Annotated in this window: 23 protein-coding genes; 13 read left to right on the top strand and 10 right to left on the bottom strand. The window is 67.1% G+C overall.

Annotation, left to right across the window (positions count from 1 at the left end; translation table 11 throughout):
- Window positions 1-22: 22 nt before the first annotated feature.
- The 8 genes from KY498_RS11545 to KY498_RS11510 all read right to left on the bottom strand — a co-directional run bounded on the left by KY498_RS11545 (window position 23) and on the right by KY498_RS11510 (window position 6,718).
- Window positions 23-751, bottom strand: a complete 729-nt coding sequence (locus KY498_RS11545) for a cytochrome c biogenesis CcdA family protein (protein WP_191009300.1) — start codon at window positions 749-751, stop codon at window positions 23-25.
- Window positions 751-1,380: a TlpA disulfide reductase family protein gene (locus KY498_RS11540; protein WP_005049587.1), complete on the bottom strand. Its 630-nt coding sequence runs from the start codon at window positions 1,378-1,380 to the stop codon at window positions 751-753. Before KY498_RS11540 ends, KY498_RS11545 begins: the two co-directional genes overlap by 1 nt.
- A gap of 19 nt (window positions 1,381-1,399) precedes the next feature.
- A complete protein-coding gene (locus KY498_RS11535) occupies window positions 1,400-1,675 on the bottom strand; it encodes a hypothetical protein (RefSeq protein ID WP_005049588.1) in 276 nt (91 codons plus the stop codon).
- 25 nt (window positions 1,676-1,700) lie between these two features.
- Window positions 1,701-2,699, bottom strand: coding sequence for a c-type cytochrome biogenesis protein CcsB (gene ccsB / locus KY498_RS11530; protein WP_191009301.1), 999 nt, complete (start codon window positions 2,697-2,699; stop codon window positions 1,701-1,703).
- Window positions 2,683-4,329, bottom strand: a complete 1,647-nt coding sequence (locus KY498_RS11525; protein WP_191009302.1) for a cytochrome c biogenesis protein ResB — start codon at window positions 4,327-4,329, stop codon at window positions 2,683-2,685. The genes ccsB and KY498_RS11525 overlap by 17 nt, the downstream gene beginning before the upstream one ends.
- Window positions 4,307-5,197, bottom strand: a complete 891-nt coding sequence (gene lgt / locus KY498_RS11520) for a prolipoprotein diacylglyceryl transferase (protein ID WP_191009303.1) — start codon at window positions 5,195-5,197, stop codon at window positions 4,307-4,309. The genes KY498_RS11525 and lgt overlap by 23 nt, the downstream gene beginning before the upstream one ends.
- Window positions 5,197-5,868: a M23 family metallopeptidase gene (locus KY498_RS11515; protein ID WP_005049595.1), complete on the bottom strand. Its 672-nt coding sequence runs from the start codon at window positions 5,866-5,868 to the stop codon at window positions 5,197-5,199. The genes lgt and KY498_RS11515 overlap by 1 nt, the downstream gene beginning before the upstream one ends.
- A gap of 394 nt (window positions 5,869-6,262) precedes the next feature.
- Window positions 6,263-6,718: a DUF6153 family protein gene (locus tag KY498_RS11510; RefSeq protein WP_056207388.1), complete on the bottom strand. Its 456-nt coding sequence runs from the start codon at window positions 6,716-6,718 to the stop codon at window positions 6,263-6,265.
- A gap of 164 nt (window positions 6,719-6,882) precedes the next feature.
- On the opposite strand from KY498_RS11510, the gene KY498_RS11505 reads away from it, so the two are divergent.
- The 10 genes from KY498_RS11505 (at window position 6,883) to KY498_RS11460 (ending at window position 22,519) form a co-directional block, all read left to right on the top strand.
- Window positions 6,883-7,353: a DUF6153 family protein gene (locus KY498_RS11505; RefSeq protein WP_036286051.1), complete on the top strand. Its 471-nt coding sequence runs from the start codon at window positions 6,883-6,885 to the stop codon at window positions 7,351-7,353.
- A 100-nt stretch (window positions 7,354-7,453) separates the two neighbouring features.
- Window positions 7,454-8,068, top strand: a complete 615-nt coding sequence (locus KY498_RS11500; protein ID WP_056207384.1) for a DUF305 domain-containing protein — start codon at window positions 7,454-7,456, stop codon at window positions 8,066-8,068.
- Between the two features lie 117 nt (window positions 8,069-8,185).
- The gene (locus tag KY498_RS11495) at window positions 8,186-9,046 is read left to right on the top strand and encodes a F510_1955 family glycosylhydrolase (RefSeq protein ID WP_060959933.1); all 861 of its coding nucleotides are present in this window, start codon (window positions 8,186-8,188) and stop codon (window positions 9,044-9,046) included.
- A 58-nt stretch (window positions 9,047-9,104) separates the two neighbouring features.
- Window positions 9,105-11,558: a phosphoketolase gene (locus KY498_RS11490; protein ID WP_191009304.1), complete on the top strand. Its 2,454-nt coding sequence runs from the start codon at window positions 9,105-9,107 to the stop codon at window positions 11,556-11,558.
- Window positions 11,555-14,176 (top strand): heavy metal translocating P-type ATPase, encoded by a 2,622-nt coding sequence (locus KY498_RS11485; RefSeq protein WP_056518808.1) that lies wholly within the window; start codon window positions 11,555-11,557, stop codon window positions 14,174-14,176. Before KY498_RS11490 ends, KY498_RS11485 begins: the two co-directional genes overlap by 4 nt.
- On the top strand, window positions 14,169-15,698 hold the full coding sequence (locus KY498_RS11480; protein ID WP_113680074.1) for a multicopper oxidase family protein: 1,530 nt from the start codon (window positions 14,169-14,171) through the stop codon (window positions 15,696-15,698). Before KY498_RS11485 ends, KY498_RS11480 begins: the two co-directional genes overlap by 8 nt.
- A gap of 612 nt (window positions 15,699-16,310) precedes the next feature.
- On the top strand, window positions 16,311-18,587 hold the full coding sequence (locus KY498_RS11475) for an NACHT domain-containing NTPase (RefSeq protein WP_219879376.1): 2,277 nt from the start codon (window positions 16,311-16,313) through the stop codon (window positions 18,585-18,587).
- 391 nt (window positions 18,588-18,978) lie between these two features.
- A complete protein-coding gene (locus KY498_RS11470) occupies window positions 18,979-20,229 on the top strand; it encodes a hypothetical protein (RefSeq protein ID WP_191009305.1) in 1,251 nt (416 codons plus the stop codon).
- A gap of 116 nt (window positions 20,230-20,345) precedes the next feature.
- Window positions 20,346-21,536 (top strand): DUF4041 domain-containing protein, encoded by a 1,191-nt coding sequence (locus KY498_RS11465; RefSeq protein WP_223848776.1) that lies wholly within the window; start codon window positions 20,346-20,348, stop codon window positions 21,534-21,536.
- 467 nt (window positions 21,537-22,003) lie between these two features.
- Window positions 22,004-22,519 carry a hypothetical protein gene (locus KY498_RS11460; protein ID WP_191009307.1) on the top strand — a complete coding sequence of 172 codons (516 nt, stop codon included), beginning with the start codon at window positions 22,004-22,006 and terminating at the stop codon, window positions 22,517-22,519.
- Between the two features lie 613 nt (window positions 22,520-23,132).
- On the opposite strand, the gene KY498_RS11455 is transcribed toward KY498_RS11460, so the two are convergent.
- On the bottom strand, window positions 23,133-23,312 hold the full coding sequence (locus KY498_RS11455) for a hypothetical protein (RefSeq protein ID WP_191009309.1): 180 nt from the start codon (window positions 23,310-23,312) through the stop codon (window positions 23,133-23,135).
- A 265-nt stretch (window positions 23,313-23,577) separates the two neighbouring features.
- Entirely contained in the window at window positions 23,578-24,075 is a 498-nt protein-coding gene (locus KY498_RS11450; protein WP_191009310.1) for a hypothetical protein, read from the bottom strand.
- A 370-nt stretch (window positions 24,076-24,445) separates the two neighbouring features.
- On the opposite strand from KY498_RS11450, the gene KY498_RS11445 reads away from it, so the two are divergent.
- The 3 genes from KY498_RS11445 to KY498_RS11435 all read left to right on the top strand — a co-directional run bounded on the left by KY498_RS11445 (window position 24,446) and on the right by KY498_RS11435 (window position 26,154).
- Complete coding sequence (locus KY498_RS11445) at window positions 24,446-24,715, top strand: methyltransferase domain-containing protein (protein ID WP_219879375.1); 270 nt, start codon at window positions 24,446-24,448, stop codon at window positions 24,713-24,715.
- Between the two features lie 142 nt (window positions 24,716-24,857).
- Window positions 24,858-25,469: an MFS transporter gene (locus KY498_RS11440; RefSeq protein ID WP_191009312.1), complete on the top strand. Its 612-nt coding sequence runs from the start codon at window positions 24,858-24,860 to the stop codon at window positions 25,467-25,469.
- Window positions 25,450-26,154, top strand: a complete 705-nt coding sequence (locus KY498_RS11435) for an MFS transporter (RefSeq protein WP_191009313.1) — start codon at window positions 25,450-25,452, stop codon at window positions 26,152-26,154. The genes KY498_RS11440 and KY498_RS11435 overlap by 20 nt, the downstream gene beginning before the upstream one ends.
- Window positions 26,155-26,315: the final 161 nt, after the last annotated feature.

Here is a 26,315-nt window from a genome sequence, read left to right as displayed (position 1 = left end):
GCAGCGGGGTGTTAGAGGTGTGTTAGAGGGGGAGCACGGTGGCTCCGATGAGGTTCTGGATGCTGGAGGTGAGGAGTGTCCAGGCTCCGCTGATCATCGCGATGCCGGTGGCGATCATGAGGACCCCGCCGGTGATGTTGATGGTGCGGATGTGGCGGCGCAGGAACGTGATGCTTCCGGTGGCCCAGTTCAGGCCGGCGGCGGCGATGATGAAGGGCAACCCCAGGCCCAGGCAGTAGGTGACGGCGAGGAGGGCGCCGCGGGCGGGGTTGCCGGTGGTGAGGCTGAGGGCGGAGATCGCGGCGAGGGTGGGGCCCAGGCACGGGGTCCAGCCGAGCCCGAACGCGATGCCGAGCAGGGGAGCTCCGGCCAGCCCGCTGGGTGGGTGGATGGCGGGTTTCGCGGTGCGTTGGAAGAGCCGGAACACGCCGAGGAACACGAGCCCCATCAGCAGGACCACGATCCCGAGGATGCGGGTGAGGAGATCTTGCCAGCGGATGAGCCAGGCCCCCAGGGCGCCGAACGCGGCCCCGTAGCCGATGAACAGGACGGAGAAGCCGAGGGTGAACAGTCCGGTCCCGGCCAGCGCCCGCCACCGGGAGACCCCCGCGGTGGTGGTGGTGCCGGTGAGGTAGCCGAGGTAGCCGGGCACGAGGGGGAGCACGCAGGGGGAGGCGAAGGACACCAGCCCGGCGAGGAGGGCTAGGGGGAGGGCGGCCCAGATGCTGCCGGCGGTGATGATCTCCCCCATCAGGGGCTCGTCTCGGCGAGGACGGTGTCGATGAGGGCGGCGAGGGTGGTGCGGGTAGGCAGTTGCCCGATGATGCGGGCGGCCATCCGGCCGGTGCGGTCCAGGACGATTGTGGTGGGCACGGCGCCGGGGGCGGCTTTCCCGGCGAACGCGGCTTGCACCGTGCCGGTGGTGGCGTCCAGGATCGACGGGTAGGTGATGCCGAACTGGTTCTCGAACGCGGCGGCGGTGTCGGCGCTGTCGCGCACGTTGACGCCGATGAACACGACACCGTCGGGCTGGTAGGTCTGGGCGAGGGCTTCCAGGTCGGGCGCTTCGGCACGGCAGGGCGGGCAGGCGGCGTACCAGAAGTTCACCACAACGACCGAACCCGCCCACGCGGTGGAATCCGCCTGCTCCCCGGTGTCGGTGGTGCCGGTGAAGGTGACCGGGTCGTCGCGCTGGTCGGCGGGGATCTCCCGCACGGTCTCGTCCGCGGACAGATACCCCGGGGACGGGGAGGAGGACAACAGGCCGGGCGTCTGGGCGGTGCACCCGGCCAGAAGCAGGACGAGCGCGCCGAACACGGCGACCGCGGCGGCGGTGACGGCGCGGCGGGGTGGGCGTGTCAGGGTGGTGGGGGTGCGCATGCGGGATCACTCCGGTCGGTCAGGTGTTCGTGCTCTTGCTGGTGGGGCGGCGGCGGCCGGCGAGGATGGCGCCGGTGATCAGCAGCAGCGCCCCGGTCGGGTACCCGGCGACCAGGTCGAGCCAGCCGGAGGGCTGGCCGGGGCCGAACACTTCCAGGTGCGCGAGCCAGTGGATGATCGCGACGATCGCGCCGGCGGCCATCAGGGCCTGGCCGACCCGGACGAGCAGGCGGTGTCGCCGCCAGGCGCGTTGCGGGTCCTCAGCTGGGGCGGGGCGGGGGGTGGTGCGGGTCATGAGCGGTCCTTTCGCAGGGGGCGGGTCACAGTCCGGAGTAGGAGTGCAGCCCGGTGAAGAAGACGTTGACGACGCCGAAGTTGAACAGCACGGCGGCGAAGCCGACGATGCACAGCCAGGCGGCGCGGGTGCCGGCCCAGCCGCGGGTGGCGGTGGCGTGCAGGTATCCGGCGTAGAGCACCCAGATGATGAACGTCCACACCTCTTTCACGTCCCACCCCCAGAACCTGCCCCAGGCGCGGCCGGCCCAGATCGCCCCGGCGATCAGGGTGAAGGTCCACAGGATGAACCCGACGATCGTCAGCCGGTATGCGAGTCGGTCCAGATCCTCCGGCCCGGGCAGACTGTCCCGCAGCCGGGTGAGCCGGGAGGGGAGGCCGCGGCGGCGGGTGGTGAGCAGGTAGGTGAGGGAGACGAGGAACGCGAGCCCGAAGAACGCGGTCGCCAGCAGCGCGACCAGCACGTGGATGACCAGCCACCCGGACTGCAGGGCGGGCATCAGGGGGACGACGGGGACGTAGAAGCTGACCGTCGCGACGCCGAGCAGCAGCACGGTCAGCCCGAGCACGGCGCTGCCCAGGTACGCCAGCCGCACCCGCAGCGACACGGCCAGGAAGGTGGCGATGATCAGGGCGGTGCCGGTGAGGGAGAACTCGAACATGTTCGCCCACGGCACCCGGTCCGCGGCGACCCCGCGCAGCACCACCCCGGCAAGATGGAACACCCAGCCCAGCACGGTCAACACGAACCCGACCCGCGCCGCCTTCCCCGCCCCCCGTCCGCCCCCCGGGGCAGCGGCGGCACCGGGTGCGGTGTTGGGGGCGGGGGCGGTGGGTGTGCCTGCCAGGTCCGGGTCGGTGGTGCTGGTGGCGCCGGCGGTGACCGGCACCCGGACGGTGACCGGGACGGCAGGGGTGCTGGCGCGGCGGGCGAGGTGAAGGGTGTAGGCGACGAATGCGGCGGCGTAGATCGCGATCGCCGAGTACACCAGCAGCAGGGACAGGGCGTCAAGGAACGGGGTCATCAGAGCCTCCTCGAAGGGGTGCGGGGGAAGGGGTGAGGCGGGTGGCGAGGGTGTCGACGGTGGGTTGCAGGCGGGGGTCGTCGCCGCGGGCGAGCCCGGCGACCTCAAGCACCGTGCCGCCGTCCCGGCCGGTGGTTGCGCGGACCCAAAGGCGGCGGCGGGGCACGAACAGGGACAGGGCCAACCCGGCCATCGCGACGACCGCGGCGATCAGAGTGGGGGTTTGGGTGGGGTCGGCGGCGATCTCCAGCGACGCGAATCGGGGGATCGGGCCGAGCTCGATCGTGCCCAGCTCGTCCGGCAGCGGAACCGGGGTGCCGGGGACCAACTGCAGGGCGGGGGTGGGGGTGCCCCGCCCGGCGATCTGGGTGAGGGTGCTGGTGTCCAGTGCGTACACCGACACCGGGACCCCGGTGTTCAGGCCCAGGTCGCCGACGTACACGTTGAAGGTGACGACCGGGTCCAGCAGGTCCGGGTAGCTGGACGCGAACGCCCCAGAGGCGGTGGTCGCGCGGGTGGGGTACAGCATCCCGACCAGGCCGACCTGCTCGGCCAGCCCGTCGGGAACCTTCACGATGCCCAAGCTGGTCAAATTCGCGTCCTGCGGCAGGAACGGGACCGTGTCACGGAACACGATCTTCCCGGCCGGGTTTCGGACGGTGAGGGTGGGGGCGTACCCGTTGCCGAGCAGATAGATGTCGGTGCCAGCCACCGGCAGCGGCTCGTTGACCCGGATGCTGGAGGCCTGCCGGGTGCCGCCAGTGGTGGTCGTGACCTGCGCGTCGAACGTCTTCGGCATGCCGAGCGCGTTGACGTTGTCCAGGACGTAGTCGACGCGGAACCGGTCCAGGGTGAGGGAGAACGCCGGGATCTGCGTGTCAGTGATGAACCGGCCGGCGGTGAACGAGTCGTACGCGATCCGGGTGGACGCGAACGTCTGCCCCTCCACCAGCACCCGCTGCCCGGTGAACCGGAACCCGCCGCCGACGCCGACCACGACCAGCACCGCCAGCAGCGCCACGTGGAACAGCAGGTTCCCGGTCTCCCGCAGGTAGCCGCGCTCGGCTGCGACCGAGTCCCGTCCGTCGTCGCCGCGGACCCGGCGGGTGCGGTACCGCTGCCGACGCAGCGCCTTCTCGGCCGCGTCCAAGACCGCACCGGGGGGCGTGTCGGGGAGGACGCGGCGGGTGTGGGCGGGCAGGCGGGACAGGTTGCGGGGGGTGGCCGGGGGCGGGGCGAGCAGCGCGGTCAGGTGGTGGCGGATGCGGGGGATGACGCAGCCGATCAGCGACGCGAACAACAGCAGGTAGATCGCGGAGAACCACACCGACCCGAACACGTCGTGCAGCTGCAGCAGGTCCACCGCCCACATCCAGCCCGGGTTGGTCTTGTCGAACTGGATCACCCCGTTCGGGTCGGAGGAGCGTTGCGGGATCAACGACCCGGGGATCGCGGCCACCGCGAGCAGCAGCAACAACACCAGGGCGGTGCGCATGCTGGTCAGCTGCCGCCACGCCCACCGCGCCCACCCCGACACGCTCAGGCGCGGATTCGTGCGCTCCTCCACCGGCCGGTCGACGTGATCGGCGGGCAGCTGCGGGGCCTGCTCATTGCGGATCGACACGCGCATCCCCCCTCCCCCGGACGGGTGCGCGGCGGCGGGCGCGCCAGGAGGCGTGGGCGAGCAGCCCGACCCCCAGTACGGCGGCCACCAGGGCGGTGAGCACGTTCGCTTTCAGCCCGCCGGCGAGCAGCTCGGTGGGATCCAGCCGGATGGACTCCAGCACCGCCCGCCCCGCCCCGTACCACAGCAGGTACACGCCCAGACTCCGCCCGGCGCCCAGCGTGATCCGGCCGTGCCGGCGGCGGTGCTGCTCGAGCAGCACGATCACGGCGGCACCGGCCAGGTTCCACAGCAGCTCGTACAGGAACAGCGGATGAAACAGGGTCCCCGCCGGGGTCCCCGGCGGGATCGCGGAGGCTGAGGGGTCGATCTGCAGCCCCCACGGTAAGGTGGTGGGCGGGCCGAACAGCTCCTGGTTGAAGTAGTTCCCCAGCCGTCCCACCGCCTGGGCGACCAGCATCCCCGGCGCGAGCGCGTCCAGGAACAGCAGCACCGGGATCCCGGCGCGACGGGTGCCGATCACAATCCCGACCAGCCCGCCCAGGATCGCACCGAAGATTGCGATCCCGCCTTCCCAGATGTAGAGCACCCGCCACAGGTCCGCGCCAGGGAAGAAGTAGTCGCCGGGATGGGTGAGCACATGGTAGATCCGGGCGCCGAGGATCCCGAACGGCACCGCCCACATCGCCACATCCACCACGACCCCGGCCGGGTGCCCGACCGCCCGCAGCCGACGGCCGGTGATCAGCACCGCCAGCACGATCCCGGCCAGGATCGCCAGCGCGTAGAACCGGATCTGGAACGGACCGACCTGAACGAAGCTGATCCCCGGGCTCGGGATCAGCGCCGGAGCCACAATGAGGAGTGCGTCCATCAGGGCCTCACCCTCGCCGGAAGCCACGCCAGCGGGTCCACCGCTTCGCCTCCGGTGCGGATCTCGAAGTGCAGGTGTGCGCCGAAGCTGCGTCCACTGTCCCCGACCCGGCCGACCATCTGCCCCACCCGCACGGTCTGTCCCGGGGTCAGGGCGAGGGACCCTTCCCGCATGTGCGCGTACGCGCTTTCCACGACCTGCCCGTCGATCTCGTGCCGGATCACCACGTACACCCCGTACGCGCCGCCCTGCTCCGTCGCGGTGGTGACCACCCCGTCGGCGATCGCCTGGATCGGGGTGCCGATCCCGGGGGTCATGTCCAGTCCGGCATGGAAATTTGAGCAGGACGGGCATGGCGGGGTGCGGTACCCGAACGTGCTGCTGATCGGCACTCCCACGGTGAACGGCCACTGCACCGCCGATGCCGGGTCGTTGGTGAATGTGTCCGCGGTGTGCGCGTACGACTCGGTCCCGACGGGGGCGGTCACCGCCACCGTGTAGTCCCCGCGCACCATCACCGTCCCGGTGACGGTGTCGGGGGTGGTGAACGACTGGGCGCGCACCGGGGTGCGGGTCGCCTCGACGGCGAACACCGGCTCCGGCGTCAACGGGATCAGCAACGGCAGTCCGGCGATCGACGCGACCGGGAGCATCACCGCGCCGGCGAGCATCCGGGATCGGGTGAGCGTGCGGCGCGGCGCGTGTCGAGGTGTCCGGGCGGCACGGGTGGGCCGACGGCGTCGATCGCGTCGCGTCTGGACGGGTGGGGAAGACAGGGCGGCTCTCGCCGCACGGCGCGTTCCGGTACCGGGAGTCGGGGTGGAGGGGGCGGGTTCGGGCATACAAGACTTTCCTGGATGAGGGGGACGATGAAGGTGCGCACGGTCGCCGTCACACGGTCCAACCGGGAGCCGCGGCCCGGAGTGCACGGCGAGAATCCGGGATCGGATCACCCATGGCGCTGCCGCAGACGGGTCGCGCTCGCCTGCGGGCCGCACATCGTGGACCGTCGGCGACATCACGCGCCGGCGGCGGCTCAGGCGGCGGGCGCGGGCGGGGTGCTGATCAGGTGCGGCTGATCGACAGCACGATCAGGGAGGGCCGCAGAAGAGGCGACCCGGACGTGAACGAGCTCGACCTGCCGGGGAGGGATCGCAGCCACGCCAGCAGCGACATCCACCCGTCCCGGGCCGGGAGCACCAGGATGAGCAGGGTCAGCAACGCGAGCAGACACGTCACGGCAGCGAAAGCATGAGACGTCCCGCAGACCGTCTCATCGCACGAGGGCGTCACCACCCCGCTGACCAGGACATCAGCGGCGGCATCGGGGGCCGCAACGACTGCGGAGGCGGACACGACAGTGCCCGCCTGGTCCTCTTCCAGACTCAGCGAATGCATCGCAAGCAGCCCCGCGATGATCGCGGTCACCGCGGCCAGGTAGAACCACAGGGCACGCCGGGACCCGAGTGCCCGCCGTCGCGCCACCACCTGGTTCACCGTCGACGCCCCTTCCTCGATCACGCCCAGCATACCCCGGGCGGGTAGCCATCCCCGAAGCGATACCCATCCTGGATACCCCGGATGGGTATATGCTGAGTGGTAGGGGGCACCCGCTCCCGTGCGTGGTGTTCTGACCGTGTCGCGGAGGCAAGGCACCGCTACCCTGGACGGGAAGGAGGTCGGTCGTGAACGTGATTCGCTCGCACGCGCGTCTGACCCCCGGGGTGCGACGGCTCCTGCTGGCCGCTCCGATCGCCCTGGCGATCATCACCGGGCTGCTGTCCATGCACGTCCTGACCGGTTCCCACCAGCCCGCCCTGGCATCAGAGACCAGCGCGATGAGCACGCACAGCCAGGTCGGCTCCGCACCAGCCGCCGCCGACGATACGCCGATGACCGCAGCTGCGGCGGAGGGCGCTGGAGGGCATTGCCAGGACGGGTGCGGCAGCCCTGCGGGGATGCCGGATCACTCGATGCTGATGATGGTGTGCGTGCTGGCGCTGCTGGCCGCGGTGATCGTCCTGCTCGCCCCGACGTCCCGTGCCCTTCTCACATACGCCGTAGCCCGCTCGCGCTCCCATACCCGGACTCTGCTGGTCGGATTGCCGCATCCCCGCCCGCCTTCACTGCTTGTCCTGTCCATCAGTCGCACCTGATTCCGCCTGAACCCCGGCGACCCTTGCCGGGGATGCTGCACCCTGCCCTCCCGGGCACTGAATCAGACCCTCACCGACTGAATAGACAAGGACACCCCTGATGCGTTTTCGTACTCTCACGCTGACCGCCGGCGCCCTGGCCACCGTGCTCGTGCTCGCCGGCTGCGCCCCCACCGACGGCACCATGCCCGGCATGGACCACGGACCCGGGGGGATGACCAGCACCGCCCCCTCCCAGTCCGCCGCCGCGTTCAACGCCGCGGACGAGATGTTCGTGACCATGATGATCCCGCACCACCAGCAGGCCATCGAGATGGCCGATCAGATCCTCGCGAAAGACGGCATCGACGAGCGAGTCGTCTCCCTCGCCGAGCAGATCAAGGCCGCACAGGACCCGGAGATCCAGACCATGAAGGGCTGGCTGGAGGAGTGGGGCGTCCCGTACGACGACTCCATGTCCGGGATGGACGGCATGGACATGGGCGGCGGGATGATGTCGGAGGACGACATGGCCGCTCTGGATGCCGCGACCGGGGTCGAGGCGACCCGCCTGTTCCTGAACGGCATGATCGCTCACCACCAGGGCGCCGTGACGATGGCGCAGTCGGTGCTCACCGACGGACAGAACCCGGACGTGGCCGCCCTCGCGCAGCAGATCATCGACGGGCAGACCGCCGAGATCACCACGATGCAGGACATCCTCGCCAGCCTCTGACCCGGTACCCCTCGGACGGGACCCGCGCTCCCGATGCCGGTCCCGTCCGAGGCCCCACCCTCGACCCCTGTGCGGTCACCGGTATCCGGCGTACCCGCACGGAAAGGACCTCCGTTCATGATCTCTCCCACCACCCGCAGACTGGCGATCACGGCCACCGTCACCGTCGCGCTGCTGCTCACGGGCTGCAGCACCACCCCTGCGGAGCCCGATGCCCCCGCGGGCACCGCGGCCGGGTTCGGGCATGTGCACGGCATCGTCGACGCCGGTGACAGCACCGTGCTGCTGGGCACCCACACCGGCCTGTACACGCTGGGCGAGGACGGCACCGTCACCGGCCCGGTCGGTGGCATCGACCTGGACGCGATGGGACTGACCGCTACCGGTGACACCCTCTACGCGTCCGGGCACCCCGGCCCGTCCACCCCGGCGGAGCTCGGCGCCCCCAACCTCGGCATCATCCGCAGCCTCGACGCCGGCGCCTCGTGGGAACCGGTCGCGTTCACCGGGGAAGAGGACTTCCACGTCCTCACCGTCACCGGCGACGGCACCCTGTACGGGATCGGATCCTCCCGGCTGCTGCTGCGCACCAGCAGCGACGGCGGGCAGAGTTGGGCGGACGGTGCCGAGCTGCCCGCCGTCGACCTGGCCGCCGCGACCGACGGCACCCTGTACGCCGCCACCCAGGACGGGCTGCAGCACAGCACCGACGGTGGCGCCACCTTCACCCCGGCGCCGGACGCGCCAGTGCTGTACCTGGTGGAGACCGACCCAACCGGTGGGGTGGTCGGAGTGGACACCGACGGGACGTTGCGACGCCTAGTCGGCACCGGCTGGGAGAACGTCGGCACCACCACGGGAACCGTCCAAGCCCTCGGGGTCACCGGGGACGGTGCGATCGTCCTGGTCGATGACCGCGGCGTGGTCTGGATCCGCGACACCACCGCCACCGTTCTCATCCCGGCGGCAACACCATGACCACCGTCATTCGCACCTGGCGCGACCCGAGCGGTCGCGGATCGGAAGGAGACCGACCATGACCCCCACACCGGCACCCCCCGCGTGGGCGCACCGCACCACTGATGCCACCGCCGAGCAGTTGGCGGCGGTGGATGCGTGGTGGCGGGCGGCGAACTATCTGAGCATCGGGCAGATCTACCTGCAGGGTAACCCGCTGCTGCGCCACCGCCTCAGCCGGGACGACATCAAGCCGCGGCTGCTGGGGCATTGGGGCACCACCCCGGGCCTGAACTTCCTCTACGCCCACCTGAACCGCGCCATCCGCGACCGCGACCTGAACACCCTGTACGTGACCGGGCCCGGGCACGGCGGACCCGGCATGGTCGCCAACGCCTACCTCGACGGCACCTACACCGAACGCTACCCGGGCATCGACCGCACCGAAGAGGGGCTGCGGGCGCTGTTCCGGCAGTTCTCCTTCCCGGGCGGGATCCCCTCGCACGCGTCCCCGGAAACGCCCGGGTCGATCAACGAGGGCGGGGAGCTGGGCTACTCCCTCGTGCACGCCTACGGGGCCGCGTTCGACAACCCCGACCTGCTGGTCGCCTGCGTGATCGGTGACGGGGAGGCGGAGACCGGGCCGCTGGCGACCGCGTGGCACGGCAACAAGTTCCTCAACCCCGCCCATGACGGGGTGGTGCTGCCGATCCTGCATCTGAACGGGTACAAGATCGCCAACCCGACCGTGCTGTCCCGCATCCCCGAGGAAGAGCTGGTCGCGCTGCTGCGCGGCTACGGCCATCACCCCCACGTCGTCACGGTCGGCTTCGATGGCGAGACCCCGCAGGAGTCCCACGCGACGTTCGCGGCGGTCCTGGATGCGGTGCTGGATGAGATCGCGGACATCAAGGCCGCCGCGGCGGCCGGGACGCTGGAGGGGCGGCCGGCGTGGCCGGCGATCGTGCTGCGCAGCCCGAAGGGGTGGACCTGCCCGAAGATCATCGACGGTCTGCCGGTGGAGGGCACCTGGCGGGCACACCAGGTGCCGCTCGCCGAGGTCCGCGACAATCCCGAGCACCTGCGGATCCTCGAGGACTGGCTGGCGTCCTACCGCCCGCACGAGCTGTTCGACGTGACCGGCGCCCCCCGCCCGGCCACGGTCGCGATCGCCCCGGACGGGGATCGGCGGATGAGCGCGAACCCGGCCGGCAACGGCGGACAACTCACCGTCCCGCTGCGGCTCCCGGACTTCCACAAGCACGCGCAGCCGGTCGACCCGGCCGAGCGGGGTGCGGGAACCGGGGAAGCGACCCGCGTGCTGGGCGAGTGGCTGGCGGGGGTGATCCGGGACAACCCGGACAACTTCCGCATCTTCGGCCCGGACGAGACCGCCTCCAACCGGCTCGCCCCACCCGTCTACCAGGCCACCGGCAAGCAGTGGAACGCGGCCGTGGAGCCCGTCGACGAGCACCTGGCCCCGACTGGGCGGGTGATGGAGGTGCTCAGCGAGCACCAGTGCCAGGGCTGGCTCGAGGGCTACGTCCTTACCGGCCGGCATGGGCTGTTCAACTGCTACGAGGCGTTCACCCACATCGTCGACTCGATGTTCAACCAGCACGCCAAATGGCTCGAAGCGGCCCGGGAGGTGTCGTGGCGGGACCCGATCCCGAGCTTCAACTACCTGCTCTCCAGCCACGTCTGGCGGCAGGACCACAACGGGTTCTCTCACCAGGACCCCGGGTTCATCGACCTCGCCCTGAACAAGAGCCCCGACATCGTCCGCGTCTACCTGCCGTTCGACGCGAACACGCTGCTGTCCACCTACGACCACTGCCTGCGCTCGGCCGGGTACATCAACGTCGTCGTCGCCGGGAAGCAGCCCGCCCCGCAGTGGCTGACGATGGACGAGGCGATCGAGCACTGCACCCGCGGGCTCGGGATCCTGCCGTGGGCGGGCACCGAAACCGAAGGCACCGAGCCGGATGTGGTGCTCGCCGCCGCCGGCGACGTCCCCACCCTCGAGACCCTCGCCGCGGCGGCGCTGCTGCGCGAGCACATCCCCGACCTGAGAGTGCGGGTGGTGAACGTGGTCGACCTGACCCGGCTGCAATCCGAGGACCAGCACCCGCACGGTCTCCCGGACCGGGAGTTCGATGCGATCTTCACTCCCGACAAGCCGGTGATCTTCGCCTACCACGGCTACCCGTGGCTGATCCACCGACTCACCTACAAGCGCGCCGGGCACCAGAACCTGCACGTGCACGGCTTCCAGGAGCGCGGCACCACCACGACCCCGTTCGACATGGTCATGCTCAACGACCTCGACCGGTACCGGCTCGCGATCGACGTCCTCGACCACGTCCCGGGCCTCGCCGCCCGCCACGCCGGCCTGCGGCAGGAGCTGCAGGACGCCCGCCTGCACGCCCGCGCCCACACCCGCGAGCACGGCACCGACATCCCCGCCGTCGCCGACTGGCAATGGCCCCACCCCGACACCACCGACCCCACCCTCGGGAAGGAACCGAAATGAGCGACACCAGAACCGTGACCCTGCAGGTCAGCGGCATGATCCGCGCGACCTCCAAGAACGTCACCGAAGCCCACCTGAGCCGACAACCCGGAGTGATCGCCGTGGACGCGAACCCGGTCTCACAGACCGCGACCGTCACCTACGACCCCGAGACCACCTCGGTCGCCCACCTCCAGCAATGGGTCATCGACTGCGGGTATCACTGCGCCGGCCAGTCCGTCCCCGACCATATCTGCGACCCCGCGCACGACCCGCACGACGAGGGTGCGCACGACCACAGCGCCCACCACGGCCCCGCAGCTGAGGGCGCACAGGAACCGCACGCGAGTCACGACGCGCACGAGGGCCACACGGATGCCACGGGTCACGCCAGCCACGCGGGCCATAAGGGTCCTGCGGGCTATCACGACGACCCCGTCCACGACCACGCCGCTGGCCACGACCACACGCACGCCCCGTCGGCGACGGCGGATGACGGTGAGCATGCCGGCCACCACGTCGAGCACGCCGGTCACACCGCGGCCGCGGGTGGGCACGATCATGGTGCAGCGTCGGGTCACAGTGCGCAGGAGATGATGGGCCACGGTGGGCATCACGGCGGGATGTCGATGGACGCGATGATCCGCGACATGCGCAACCGGTTCCTGGTCGCGCTGATCCTGTCGATCCCGATCACCCTGTGGTCTCCGATCGGGCGGGAGGTGATCGGATTCGAGGTGCCGGCACCGTTCGGGCTGCGCGATGACGTGTTCATGCTGATCCTGTCGCTGCCGGTGATCTTCTACTCGGCGTGGATCTTCTTCGACGGCGCCTACCGGGCGCTGCGCGCGAAGACCCTCGACATGATGGTGCTCGTCGCAGTCGGTGTCGGCGCCGGCTGGCTGTACTCCCTCGCGGTCACCCTCACCGGCGGCGGTGAAGTGTTCTACGAAGCCGCCACGGTGCTTGCCACCTTCGTGCTGCTGGGGCATTGGGTGGAGATGCGCGCCCGCGGCGGCGCGAACGACGCCATCCGCACCCTCCTGGAGCTCGCACCCTCGCAGGCGGTCGTGATCCGTGACGGGCAGGAGGTCGAGATCCCCACCAGCGAGGTCGTCCCGGGGGATCTGATGCTGGTGCGGCCGGGGGCCAAGATCCCCACCGACGGTGTCGTGGAATCCGGAGAGTCCGAGGTGGACGAGTCGATGGTCACCGGCGAGTCCATGCCGGTGGACAAAGCGCCCGGGTCGGAGGTGATCGGAGCGACCGTGAACACCGTCGGCACCCTCCGCGTCACAGCCACCAAAGTCGGCTCGGACACGGCGTTGGCGCAGATCGTGAAGCTCGTGCAGGAGGCGCAGAACTCCAAAGCCCCCGGGCAGCGCCTCGCCGACCGGGCAGCGTTCTGGCTCGTCCTGGTCGCCCTGATCGGCGGCACCCTCACCTTCCTGGTGTGGCTGCTCGCCGGCGCTGCAATCCCGATGGCGATCCTGTTCGCTATCACCGTCGTCGTCATCACCTGCCCCGACGCGCTCGGCCTCGCCACCCCGACGGCGATCATGGTCGGCACCGGGCTCGGCGCGAAACGGGGCGTGTTGTTCAAGAACGCCTCCGGGATCGAAACCGCCGCCCACATCGACACGGTCGTGTTCGACAAGACCGGCACCCTCACCAAGGGGGAGCCGGAGGTCACCGACTACATCCCCGTCGGCGGCGACGAGCTCGAGACTCTCTCCCTCGCGGTCGCGTTGGAGCGGGAATCCGAGCATCCTCTGGCGAAAGCGATCGTGAATTACGCCGACGCCCGCGACATCCCCCGTCGCACCGCGACCGCGTTCCGAAACGTCACCGGGCAGGGCGCGATCGCCACCGTCGACGGTCGACAGGTCGTCCTCGGCAACCCGCGCCTTCTCACCGGGGAGGGGATCGACATCAGCGGGGTGCAGGCCGCTCAGCAGGACCTGGCTGGGTCCGGCCGCACCGCGATCCTGTTCGCCGTGGACGGGCAAGTCGCCGGGATCATCGGTCTCGCCGACGCACCCCGGGACACCGCAAAGACCGCGATCGACGCTCTCCACGAGCAGGGCGTCGAGGTCGCAATGCTCACCGGGGACAACAAGCCCACCGCCGACCGGATCGCCGCTCTCCTCGGCATCGACACCGTGATCGCGGATGTGCTCCCCGAGGACAAGTCCGCGAAGGTCGCCGAGCTGCAGAAGACGGGCAAGAAGGTCGCGATGGTCGGCGACGGCGTCAACGACGCCCCCGCCCTCGCCCAGGCCGACCTCGGCATCGCGATCGGCGCCGGCACCGACGTCGCCATCGAGACCGCCGACGTGGTCCTGATGCGCTCGGACCCGCTCGATGTTGCGATCGCACTCAAGATCGGCAAGGGCACACTGCGAAAGATGCGGCAGAACCTGGGCTGGGCCATCGGATACAACGCCGCCGCCCTCCCCATCGCCGCTGGCGTGTTCTATCCGGCGTTCGGGATCATGCTGTCCCCGGAGATCGCCGCCCTGTCGATGTCCGGTTCCTCCGTGATCGTCGCCGTCAACGCCCTCCTCCTCAAGCGGCTCCGCCTGCCCGCCCAGGCGCCCGCTGCGACGACCATGCAGAAGGAGCCCGAACATGCCTGACCGTCCGCTCTCTCCCACACCGTCCTCCCCGATGCTGCTGACCCGACGAGGTGTGCTCGGACTCGGACTGGGCGCCGTCGCGGCAGCCGTGCTCGCCTCCTGCACCCCCGCGCCGCAATGGGTGACACCCACCGGCGCAGCGGTGTCCGGCACGGAGAAGAACCGCGGCGGCACCGGCCGAGTCACCACCGTCGACCTCACCGCCGCCCCCACCACGCTCGACCTGGCCGGTACCGCCGCCGCCACCTGGGCGTTCGGAGGTATCCCCGCCCCGGTAATCCGGCTCACCGCAGGCGACACGCTGAAAGCGACCGTCCGCAACCAGCTCGACGCGGACACCTCCGTGCACTGGCACGGACTCGCCCTCCGCAACGACATGGATGGGGTCCCTCCGGTAACCCAAGCCCCCATCGCCCCGGGCGGACAGTTCGCATACGAGTTCGTCACCCCGCATCCGGGCACCTACTGGTTCCACCCCCACGTCGGCCCGCAACTGGACCACGGCCTCTACGGTGCGCTCATCATCGACGACCCGGACGAGAAGGTGACGTGGGACGACGAATGGGTGCTGATCCTCGACGACTGGCTCGACGGCGTCACCGCCACCCCGGACCAGGTCCTCACCGACCTCTCGAAGGGCATGGGAGACATGGGCGGGATGGGCGACATGTTCATGCGGATGGGGAACCTGCTGATGGGCGCCACCTCCGAGCTGCTCGGCGGCGACGCCGGCGACGTCTACTACCCGCAGTACCTCATCAACGGCAAACCCAAAGCCGACCCCGCCCAATTCACCGGCACTCCTGGTGCCCGGGTGCGGATCCGTGTCATCAACGCCGGCAGCGACACCGCGTTCCGGTTCGCGATCGGCGGCCACACCCTGACGATCACCCACACCGACGGGTTCCCGGTGGATCCTGTCGAGGTCGACAGTGTCCTGATCGGGATGGGCGAACGCTACGACCTGCAGGTCACCCTGGACGATGGGGTGTTCCCTGTCGTCGCCGACGCGGAAGGCAAGCAGGATCGCGCGTTCGCGCTCGTTCGCACCGCCGCTGGCACGGCTCCGGCCAGCGACGTCCCCGTCGCCGAGCTCGGCACCGGCAGGGTCGGCACCGCTGCCGGACTGAGCGCGACCGCCTCCGTCACCCTGCACCAGGCATCCCCCGACCGGGTCGTGCACCTCGCGCTGACCGGGGGGATGGAGGCGTACGACTGGGGGATCAATGGGCGCCGGTTCGACATGAACGACCCGTTGCGGGACGCGCACGCGGTCAGTATGGGGGAGCGGGTGCAGTTGCGGATCCGCAATGACACCGAGATGTGGCATCCGTTCCACCTGCACGGCCACACCTACCAGCACGCGAACGGCGGCCCCCGGAAGGACACCTCCATCATCCTCCCGGGCCAGACCCTGACAGTCGACTTCGACGCCGACAACCCCGGCCAGTGGGTCGCGCACTGCCACAACATCTACCACGCCGAGACCGGCATGACCACGGTGCTCGGATACCAGTCATGAACCGCGCGTTCATCCCCAGCACGGGAGGATGATCGCGCGGGCGATCGGACGGCGGCGGCGGACGTCAAGTCTAAGTGGACTTCCTACTCTTATGTAGGGATCTGCCATTTCGCGCGGAATCCTGCTGACGAAACTGCTGCCAATTAGCGTGGAATCCCCGAGTTCTCCGCCACCTTGACCGGGAACCTACATGAAAGGCGATCTCACTAGTGTGTGGCTGATTCGGATGTGCTCGGAGTGATAGCGCTGGTCCAGTTCGGGTGCGGGCGAAGCCGACCAGGTGTCGGCGCCGATCCGGAACCCGGAAGTGCCGCCGAGTCTCTCGTAGGCGATCCAACCGAACCAGCAACGGTCAATAGCTGGCCGAATTCCCGGCGACGCCCGACGTGTTTGTGAAGACTCTTCTTGCGGTGCGGAACGGATCCCCGCGGTCGTCGATTGTCCTTTCAGCGACCGCAGGTTCGTAGGGTCGGGAAGGCGCTGCTGGCGATGCTGAGAACTTTATGGACCAAGCCGACCCCACGTGGCTGACCCGCCTTCCGGAGGGCCGTGACTGATGATAGAGATCAAGGCCGGATTGCATCCGGAGACGTGTTAACAAGAGGAGTCGCAGTGGAGCTGGTTGGGGAGTCCGGGCATGAGTTTGAGCAGCGCGGGCTCGCGCTTGCGCGCGCATTGCACGATCCGATGGGGGCTCAGGGGGCCGTCATGTATCTCGGAAAGGAGCGTGACGGGCTGTTCGTCGGGCATGATGAAATCCACGCCTACGAGTTTTCTATTGCGAGAACGAAGGACAAGGCCTCAAAAGATGGCGAGAAGCTGGCAGAGCTTCTTGCAGGTGTAGGAGGACAGCCCGGAAATTCTCTCAAGGCCAGGACTGGGTGGTTTATCACTCTTGAGGAGCCGACAGCAGAACAGCGAACGACCATCGAGGCCATCAGCAAGGCCAAAGGTGAGCGCCTTCATGCGATAAGCATCGGCACTCTCCATCAGCGAATGGTGAACTCCGAGCGTTACATCCAGCAACGAGACAATGCTCCGTTCGGGAGCGTCAATTTCGGTATTCAGTCACGTGCAGTGAACACCCCGAATGTCCAGGTGGAGCTGGAGAGCTCGACAGGTGACGCCGTTTCGATACGGGCGATGGCGGACCGATTGATCGCGGGCCAAAGATCACTTCTCGTCGGAAACTACGGCGTAGGCAAGAGCCATACCCTTCGTGAGATCTATTCGCTCCTCAGGAAGGATCACTTCAAGAAGGGGAAGCTCACCCCGTTTCCCGTCCACATCAACCTTCGGGACTGCGCCGGGCTTAAGACTCCCGCCGAAATCCTTCGCAGGCACTCCGAGGAGATCGGCTTCGATCACCCCAATGGGTTGATCTCCGCTTGGCGCGCCGGAACCTGCATCCTCCTCCTCGACGGATTTGACGAGATCGTCCCAAGTCGCTGGTTCGGCGGTGCGGCAGACCTGAAGACGGTGCGTTGGGAGGCGCTGAGCCCGATCCGCCGGCTCGTCAGCGAGACTCCTCCAGGTGCAGGCGTGGTCGTTGCGGGGCGGTCTCACTACTTCTCGGGTCGGGCCGAGATGGCTTTGGCGCTCGGGTTCAAGTCTTTTGAACAATTCAAGGTCCCCGACTTTGACGACGCCCAGTTGGCCGACTTCCTTGCACAGGCTGGGGTTAGCTGGGTGGTACCGGATTGGGTGCCCATGCGCCCGTTGCTCTTGGGCTATTTGGTCTCGATCGATGTGAAAGATGCCGCGGGCGTGGCATCCGCAGTTAGCCGGGCTGCGGGCTGGCGGAGGTTCATCGATGCGATCTGCGAGCGTGAAGCTCAGATGTTCACTGCGGTGCGACCCGAGACGATACGGAGCATCGTGTCCCGCGTAGCTACGCTCGCTAGATCTAGGTCAGACGTGACTGGACCTGTGGACATGGACATGTTGCGATCCGCCTTCGTCGCCGTGAACGGCCTACAGCCGGACGAGGAGGGGCTGCAGTTGCTCCTTCGCCTGCCAGGACTAGCTACCGCGGATGCGGATGACGCATCGGACTCGCGCGTGTTCGTCGACCGGGACCTGGCGGACACTGCTTACGGACTCGATCTCGTTGACTATGCGATCGACCCCTACGGTGACTCGCACCCACTCGCCAGCGTTGCTTCTTGGGCGACTGCGTCGAGCGACCTTGGCATTGAAGTTGCTGCCGACGCGCTCGAGGAGTTCGGCGTAGCAACTTCAACGGTCATGGCCGCGTTGGTTGCTCGCGACAAGCAGGAGCGATTCGACGCCGTAATGGCCGATCTGATCCGGGTCGCAACGGAGCTCGCTTGGGACGACAGGCCCGTCAACTCGAGCTTCCACGTCGCCGGCGTCTATTTTGAGCAACTCGTGCTCTCAGATCACCCCATTTATGGTGCATCAACGATCCGAGACTCCGTCATCGAACGTCTCGATGTCGGTGGTCTCGACGAGACAAGCGCGGTTCCGTATTTTCAGCAGGATCTGGTCGGACTTTTAGACGGGGCCTCAATACTCCCCAAATGGCTTGAGCCTCGCTTCTCGGACTGTGAGATCGATCGTTTCAGCATTGCGACCCAGACCACCGCGGGCATCATGCAGCTGGGCATCGATCGCGATTCGCGCATCGCGCTCAGCATCCTCAAGAAGGTCTTCGGTCAGCGCGGTTCGGCCCGAAAAGAGGGGGCGTTGAGCCGGGGGCTCGGCCTTGCCGAACGTCCATTCGTCCCAAAGGTAATCGAAGAGCTCGTTTCTCAGGGATGGCTTCAGAAGTCTAGCTCGGGGAACAACGTGCTTTATGTCGGGGTGAAGGAGCGTCGAAAGGACGCGTTGCATGCTCTCGAGTCGCCAGCGGATTTCAGGCTCTGAAAAGAGTTCGTGTCGTAGCCAGCGACGTATAGAGCGACCCACGTCATGGTGAGGTGTCTGCAGTGGGATGTGGCTTTGCAACTTGAGCAGAAACAAGCGGCGCCCTGGAGCCTAGTTGGGACTTCAAAGTCATGGCGCGAACTCTACCTTCTGCGTTGTAGCGACGGTCGCCGACGGCAGATGGTGTCTGCGCGAAGGCATGTGTAGGAGCTGGGTCCTGCACGCCTGTGCGTCCAATCGGGGAGGGGGGTGAGGCGACTGGCCGCGTGGCTGTCGCTCGGCGCCCTGGTGAGCCATCACCGCGACACAAGACCGTAGCGGCGGTGACAACGATGAGTCAGCGTCGGGTCGACGACCGGCCGATATACTGCGGCCAGATAGGGGAGTCGCAATGGCACGTCGTCGTGGGTTCTTTGCTGAGATGCAACATCAGGCGAAGCTGGCGGAGCAACGTCAGCGCGCAGCGGCGCGTCAGCACGAGCAGGCGGTGAGACAGTCCGAGGTGGCCCAGCGGCGCGCGGAGCGCGCGCAGATTGCGGCGGAGCGCGCGTCTGAGCAGGACAGGAAGCGTCTGGAGCGGGAGGCAGCGCAGGCCTACGCCGAAGCCCGCGCAGCAGAGGCCGAGGACGCGACCTATGAGCTGCATGGTCGATTCGCTGAGCTTGATGGGATCCTCGAGGCGACGCTCGCCGTGGATGACTTCGTAGATCTGGAGACGCTGCGAGCCGTTGCAGAGCACCCGCCCTTTCCGTACCCAGAGCTGCACAAAGCCTTGCCTACTCCGGCGCCGATTTCAGAGCCCCCGCTCCCGGTGAAGCAGGAGCCGGAGCCGGTGAAGGGCATGTTCGGCCGCAAGCAGAAGCAGCAGCAGGCAATCGCCTCAGTGGAGCAGAAGTACGCGGAGGATTACTACGCGTGGAAGCGGGCCACGGATGAGCTACCGGCACGTCGAGCGGAACAGCTCGACGCGCATGCACGAGCGGAGAAGGAACGCCAGGAGAAGTTGGCGGCGGCGGAGGCGACGTACGCACGGGAGAGTGCCGAACGGGAACGCGAAGTGGCTGAGCAGAACGAGTCGCTCGACCAGCTGATTGTGGGTCTCGGGTACGGCACAGTGGATGCTGTCCAGGAGTACGTGTCGATTGTCCTGGCTAACTCCGTATATCCGGAGTGGCTGCCTGTGTCGCACTCCGCCGAGTTTGATCCAGCAAACGCAGAATTGGCGTTGCGTGTTCTCGTCCCCGGACCCGAGATTGTTCCAGCGGTGAAGTACTTCAAGTACACGAAGTCCACTGATGAGATTGCTCCAGTCGCAGCGACTCAGAAGGATACCAAGGATAGGTACTCGGGTCTCGTGCACAATGTGGCATTGCGATCGCTGCACGAGGTGTTCGAGGCGGATCGCCGTGGGCTGATCCAGACGATTTCGCTCGAGCTGGGCACCGAGACGGTCAGCCCGGCTACCGGCCAGCCGACGTACGTGCCGTTTGTCGCAGTTGCGAGCAGCCGTGACGAGTTCGAGAAGCTGGACTTGTCGGCAGTTGTTCCGGCGGCGACTCTCGAGCATCTGGGTGCCGCAGTATCGAAGAACCCGTACGCGCTGACACCGATCACGGCAGCCGGCGTCCGCCGCGCGCGATGACGCTCTCCTTCAATCCTCCGCCCGGCTGGCCGAAGCCCCCCGCCGGGTGGGTACCTCCTGCCGGATGGAGCCCCGACCCCTCATGGCCGGATCCGCCGGACGGATGGCAACTATGGGTGCCGAACGACGATGACCCAGTCGAGGCGTCAGAGCCGAGCACTCGCGTTGATGCTTTGGCAGCTTCGTCGCTTCAAGCCCCAAATGACAACGCTCGGATTGCTTACCTCGAAGCCGAGAACGCCGCGCTCCGCGCAAAACTCGAGGCGAGCGGCACCGACGAGTATGTCGTTCTCGACGACGCGCGCGTCCTTCAGGAAGTTGGAATCTACCGCTACCACCATCCCCTGGAGACAGCCGCGGCTTACCAGGACGAGCTCAACTCACTCGAGAAGGAGATCGCGTCGATGGTGACCGCTGGCGAGGCGATCATCCGATCCGAACTTTTCACCCTCAACAATTCGCTGGCCCAGGGGCGTCGGATGACCGATGACCTCGGAAAGCTCATGCTGCGGGCTTACAACGCTGAGGCCGACAATGTCTTGCGGGCCCTCCGCGCGGGGAATGTCCTCACAGCTAAGCGCCGGCTCGAAGCGTCTCGCTCCGCCATTGCGAAGCTCGGAAAAATGATGGAAATGCGTATCCGTGACGAGTTCCACGACCTCCGCGTTCGCGAGATCGAGCTGACGGCGGACTGGCTCATGAAGAAGCAGCAGGAGCGGGAAGCGGAGCGCGACGAGCGAGCTCGCCTCCGGGAAGAGAAGCGCGTCGAGAGGGAACTTGCAGAGGAACGCGTACGCCTCGACAAAGAACGTCTTCACCTCCTCAACACGTTGGCCGCTCTGCAGCAGAACGGGCAAGATGACCCGACTCTCGCGCAGCGACTCGCAGAGATCGACGCCGCCATCGAGCAGAACGACTACCGTGCCGCCAACATCCGTGCAGGCTACGTCTACGTCATTTCGAACCAGGGCGCATTCGGTGAGAACGTCGTGAAGATCGGACTCACGAGACGCCTCGAACCCCGCGATCGCATCTATGAGCTCGGTGGGGCGTCCGTCCCGTTCCGTTTCGACACCCACGCCCTGTTCTTCTCAGAAGACGCCGTCAGCCTGGAAGCTGAGCTTCACCGTCACTTTGCGGACCGCGCTCTCAATCGCGCGAACCACCGCAAGGAGTTCTTTTTCGCCAGTCCCAGTGAGGTCCGCGAGGTGCTCCTCAGCAAGGTCGGCAACATCCTCGAGTTCGTCGAGGAGCCTGACGCTACTGAGTATCGGCAATCCGTAGGCTTGTGGCCTCACGGTCGTTGAGTCGGATGCCGTCCCGCGTCGGATCCGTTCGGCGACTAAGTCGTTGCGGCCCGGACCTTCCCCCGTCTAGGCCGAGCTGCCGTAAACCACCCGGTGCCAAGCCAATTCTTTGGTCCAAATGAGTGAAATCTGGCGACGAATATTGAGCGCGCGTTGGGGTAACCGAAGTCATCCAGTTGCGAGATACGCGCACCTGCAAGCCGAAGGTGGTTCGGCACACCCACCTATTCAGACACCCCTAACGAACGGTCGCGTCGACGACGGTCCCCCAGGAGCGCTCCGGCGGCAGCGTTCGTTCCCCATCGAAGCTCTCGTCCGACCATAAGGTGGCACCGAGCTTTCACCTGAGGGGAGCGCTTCGGCGACCGCGCGTCGTCCGGCCAGGGATCTCTTGCGAGCGCTCGCCACCGTCAGCAACGGAGTGCCAACCGCTCGGCCTCGTGTCAACTTCGCGGTAGGTTTCGAGCATGACGCCGGAAGGAACCGCTGCTCTTGTTTCGGCAGGAGCTGCCGTTATTGCGCTGTTTGCCGCGTTGTTCGCGTGGTTACAACGGCCGAAGCCAAACCTGCAGTTATCCCACTTTGTCATTGACGACTCGGCATGGCATAGCGAGACTGACATCGTTAGGGTAAGAGCGATTGTGGTAAATCACGGCGACGCACCTGCGCTGTCAGTCACCCTGTGGCTTCGAAAAAAGGGAATGCCACGCCGCTGGATGCGAACTTCAGCGGCGGATTACTGGGCAGCGATCTATCCGGGCGAAGCTATTGTCTACACGACCCACACGAGCCTGAAACTCTGGCAGCCGAAGAAGGAGCTGTTCGTCAGTGGTGCGGGAGGGTTTGCGAACTTCGGGGGAGCGAAGCTGCGCGTGAGGAGGAGGGGGAAGTTTTACGCTCCGATGTGCACGACCTGGAACTTGGATCGTCGCCACCGCCGGCAAGGCCGCTCGACCCGAGACTTGGCCGCCCTTAACGACTAAATCCAGCTGGACAGCCGTGGCGCGGTCGATATGCGAACTCGTGCGCGCATTCGCCCTCTCAATGAGTAGTCGCCGGGTGCTGGAGCGCGCCGCTTAGGTCGTGCGCAAGGGACGCACGCTATCGCGCAAACCGTGACGCCGAATGGCGAACGGTCACGAGGGCGTGTCAGGAATTCTGGGGACACCTCACCGGGACGAGAGAGCAGGATTGACCCTCGCTTCTGGTCGAGACCCCGGCTAAGCGGCTCAGCCGCATCGGAAAGCGGCGAGCTTACTCCTGACGGAGCGCGTTTGCGAGTGACGGTCACAATCTCTTCCTCCTTGCGTTGGAGAGCTTCGAGCCACAGCGTCATGCGGATCAGTGCCAGCTGAGGGCATCAACCACCCCATGGCGCTCCTGCTCGACGGGGGAGTTCGTGCAGTCAAATGTGTGCCCACGTAACAGGGGGAGCCCGCGGTGGATCGTTCGACACGGGCGACAGCGATCCCCGAGTTGGGTCTCCCCTCGCGAAACGGACACAGGTGCGCGTCGAGCGGATGGAACCTGAAGGATGCGGTAGCCGACGGCGGGCTCAGCGTCACTTTCGTCTGCGAGAAATGCGCCAGCGTCGAGCTAGTCATGCTGCCCTTGGCGCGCAATAGGGGTGACGACGATCTGCTCGTCCATGTCAGCCTCGGTGATTGCGGGCACCGCGTTCAGCCCCGCCTTGTGAAGGAGCTCGTCAATCAGAGAAACCGTCTGGGCCGTCCGGCGGTCAACTCCTGCAAGATCGAGGAGTTCGCGAACGGTCATTGGTGTTGGCTTGCCCGAGGGGAGCTCCTCGATGCTTGCCGGCAGGGGCCCACCGTCGCGAGACGGTCCAGGGTCGGGCCTTCCGTCGCGAACCTTCGTCAGGCGCTCGGCTGCGCCAAAGCGGGCCAGCTCGCAACACCGTGAGGAGTGCGCCCAGTGACGCGCGCAGGTCTTGTCTCAAGGGCGCCCGATCGACGTCCGAACGCTGCCAGTGGACCGATCTAAAGTGCCCGCCGTGTTCGAGTTCGTCGAACCCGTAACCCGATCAAACAGTTCCGATTGCCAGTGAGCCATCGGACTTCAATGGCATCACGACGATGTCTCCCACCTGCATCTCGTTGACGAACCTGTCCAACTGTCCCGTCCAGTTGCCGATGAGGTAATTCGAGGCGCTGGGGTGCACAGCGGTGAGGGCTTCTCGAATCTGTTCGCGAGAGAGATTCGTCGTCCCAAGGAACGCTTCGACCGACAGCAGCGTCGCGCCGAGGACGCCGACCGAGTTGCCCATTTGCAGGGTGCGCGCGCGGCGGCCCGAATCCGCCAGCGAACCCGCTGGGATGACACCAATCAGCACCGGCAACGTCCGCAGGAACACCACGAGCGATGTCAGGGCGGTTGAGCCAGTCGCGGCGAGCACCACGATCGGCAGGTATGTGAGGCTCAATCCCTCCGCGATCGACGCGAGGCTGTGCACGGCAAGGAAGTTGCGCCAAGATGCCGGATTGGTTGAGACGCTTTCTCTTCTCATGATGCCTTTCGCCACGAAGGTGTGGACGATCCTCCCATGGCCATTTGACTCACAAGAAAGCGATGACGTCATAATCATCGGCTCCGCGCGGCGCGGCGCGGCGCGGCGCGGTTCGCAGCTAAGCCGGGCCGAGGCAGCTTCAAAGACGCTCTCTTAAACGATGGACCCCTTTGGAATGAACCGTTCTTTTCAAAAGAGAGGTTCTCCTGTGTGAGCCGACACGCAACTCACTCGTGTGCGCAGTGTTCACTATTTGATGACCGCGTCTTGCTACGACCCCTCTGCGGCTGCTGCACACGGGAGGAGGATCGGGGTGGACCCGTGAGGTCGTCGCGGGATCCTCGGCATCGTCCCCCAGGTCGTCGCGATCGACCTGGATGCCGCTGTGCTCGGCCGCGCCACGGCGCGGCAGCATGGTGTCCGGTCGGTGTGCGATGACGGGATGGCACGCGACTTCGGCCGGACATTCGATGTGGTGGCGTCCGTCGCCACCATCCACCTCCTGCCCGACATCCGTGCGGCCCAGCGCCGGCTCGCGGACCTCACGCCACCGGGAGGAGTGCTCGTCGTCGTCGTCGGGCGCGCGGCCGACGACTCTCGGGGATCACATGTTCTCTCTCGCGGGCGTTCCGCACGAGATGAGAACGGTGGATGAAATTCGATAGGGTGATCGACATCTGTTGAATCGAGCACGTGTCGATTTCCCCGCACACGGACCGTGGCGAACTTCATTCCGTTCGATAGGGGAGCGATGTTCTGCCCCACGAGCCACTTCGCGCGGGAACGAGGGACTTCTAGTGAGTAAGACACGCTCGGAACGCCCGGGCTTGCTCAAGAACGCGAACTATCGCCGGCTGCTGGGCGCATCCGCTTTCGGTGCGGTGTCGGCTGGCGCCGCGGGTATTGGACTGGATCTCGTCGCGGTCATCACTCTGCAGGCATCCGCATTCGAAGTCGGACTTATCAATGCGGTGGGCACGGTGTCGTACCTCGTCCTGAGTGTTCCGGTCGGTGTGCTCGTCGACCGCATGCGCAAGAGCGCGATCATGGGGTTCGCTGAGCTGCTCGCCGCCGTTGCCTTGCTGTGGATTCCGGTTGCGTTCATGCTGGGGATCCTTGAGTACTGGCAACTTCTGCTCGTCACCTTCGTCTCGGGATTCGCGGGGATGCTGTTCAGCATCGCGAGTCGAAGCGTCTTGCCAGACATCGTCGATGACGACAACGTCGCGCTTGCCTACTCTCGTCAAGAGAGCGCAACCACGGCGATCGACATCGTCGCCCCCTTCGTCGTGGGGCAGGTGCTGCGATGGGTCGCCGCCCCCTTTGTCTTGCTGATCTCGTCGGTCGCTCGGGTGCTCTCCTCCCATTCTGGCTTTCAGACTGCGAGGGTTGCCGGAGCGTGTCGATGAGCGCGCGGAGCCCTACTACCGCGCACTCGGTACCGGACTGCGATTCAGTCTGGGCAACAGGCCCGTCCGACTCATTGTGATCAGCACGGCGCTGATCAACTTCGGACTTGCCATGGGGTCGGCGGTGGAGACGATCTACTACGTCCGCACGCTGGAGATGTCAGCACCCGAGATCGGGGTGGTACTGATGTGCATCGGTATCGGCGGTCTCGCGGGGACGCTCATCGGTCCGATCATCAACAAGTCGCTCGGTGAACGCGTCGCGTTTCGAACCGTCACCATCGCGATGGTGCCCGTCGTGGCGATCTTGCCCCTGATCGCAGGATTCGGGCGCTTCGCCTACGTGGCCGTCGCCGCACAGGGAATGCTCTACGCGGTCCTCGTCGTCGTTTACAACGTGAACTCGTACTCGCTGACGTCACGTCTCACGCCGCGATCGCTGATCGCTCGGCAGATGAGCTTTCTCGGGTTCGCGGGGATGGGGGTGGTTCCCATCGCCAGCTTGCTCGGAGGCTTCACGGGCACGGCGATTGGAGCGGTCTCGACGCTGTGGATCTGGGTCGGAATCTCCGTGCTGGCCGTGATCCCGACGCTGGCGCTCCCCGACGTCCGCGCGCCGCAGGAAGGCGGCGCCATACCTGCGGAGGATGCCGCGACCGAAGACTCAACACGCTCAGCCTCGTAGGAACCCGCCACTTCACGTCGAGCCCTGCGGGCATGCCCGCCGCGGGATGGATGCCGGGGGATTCCAAGCTGGGCGTGTTGGCAGCGGCCACCGGCATTCCGCACCGGCGGCTCGGCGGACAACGAGGCGATCATCCGCGCGAACGACGCGCTGGGCTACCT

This window comes from Microbacterium sp. PAMC21962 (genome assembly GCF_019443465.1).
In the GTDB taxonomy this organism is placed as follows: domain Bacteria; phylum Actinomycetota; class Actinomycetes; order Actinomycetales; family Microbacteriaceae; genus Microbacterium; species Microbacterium hominis.
Note: the sequence above shows the minus strand (reverse complement) of the source record. Positions and strands in the feature narration are given on the sequence as shown.

Bases quoted from the DNA above. Each gene is read 5' to 3' on its own strand.
- KY498_RS11545 (WP_191009300.1), bottom strand. From the start codon at position 751: ATGGGGGAGATCATCACCGCCGGCAGCATCTGGGCCGCCCTCCCCCTA.
- KY498_RS11540 (WP_005049587.1), bottom strand. From the start codon at position 1,380: ATGCGCACCCCCACCACCCTGACACGCCCACCCCGCCGCGCCGTCACC.
- KY498_RS11535 (WP_005049588.1), bottom strand. From the start codon at position 1,675: ATGACCCGCACCACCCCCCGCCCCGCCCCAGCTGAGGACCCGCAACGC.
- ccsB (WP_191009301.1), bottom strand. From the start codon at position 2,699: ATGACCCCGTTCCTTGACGCCCTGTCCCTGCTGCTGGTGTACTCGGCG.
- KY498_RS11525 (WP_191009302.1), bottom strand. From the start codon at position 4,329: ATGCGCGTGTCGATCCGCAATGAGCAGGCCCCGCAGCTGCCCGCCGAT.
- lgt (WP_191009303.1), bottom strand. From the start codon at position 5,197: ATGGACGCACTCCTCATTGTGGCTCCGGCGCTGATCCCGAGCCCGGGG.
- KY498_RS11515 (WP_005049595.1), bottom strand. From the start codon at position 5,868: ATGCTCGCCGGCGCGGTGATGCTCCCGGTCGCGTCGATCGCCGGACTG.
- KY498_RS11500 (WP_056207384.1), top strand. From the start codon at position 7,454: ATGCGTTTTCGTACTCTCACGCTGACCGCCGGCGCCCTGGCCACCGTG.
- KY498_RS11495 (WP_060959933.1), top strand. From the start codon at position 8,186: ATGATCTCTCCCACCACCCGCAGACTGGCGATCACGGCCACCGTCACC.
- KY498_RS11490 (WP_191009304.1), top strand. From the start codon at position 9,105: ATGACCCCCACACCGGCACCCCCCGCGTGGGCGCACCGCACCACTGAT.
- KY498_RS11485 (WP_056518808.1), top strand. From the start codon at position 11,555: ATGAGCGACACCAGAACCGTGACCCTGCAGGTCAGCGGCATGATCCGC.
- KY498_RS11480 (WP_113680074.1), top strand. From the start codon at position 14,169: ATGCCTGACCGTCCGCTCTCTCCCACACCGTCCTCCCCGATGCTGCTG.
- KY498_RS11470 (WP_191009305.1), top strand. From the start codon at position 18,979: ATGGCACGTCGTCGTGGGTTCTTTGCTGAGATGCAACATCAGGCGAAG.
- KY498_RS11460 (WP_191009307.1), top strand. From the start codon at position 22,004: ATGACGCCGGAAGGAACCGCTGCTCTTGTTTCGGCAGGAGCTGCCGTT.
- KY498_RS11455 (WP_191009309.1), bottom strand. From the start codon at position 23,312: ATGACCGTTCGCGAACTCCTCGATCTTGCAGGAGTTGACCGCCGGACG.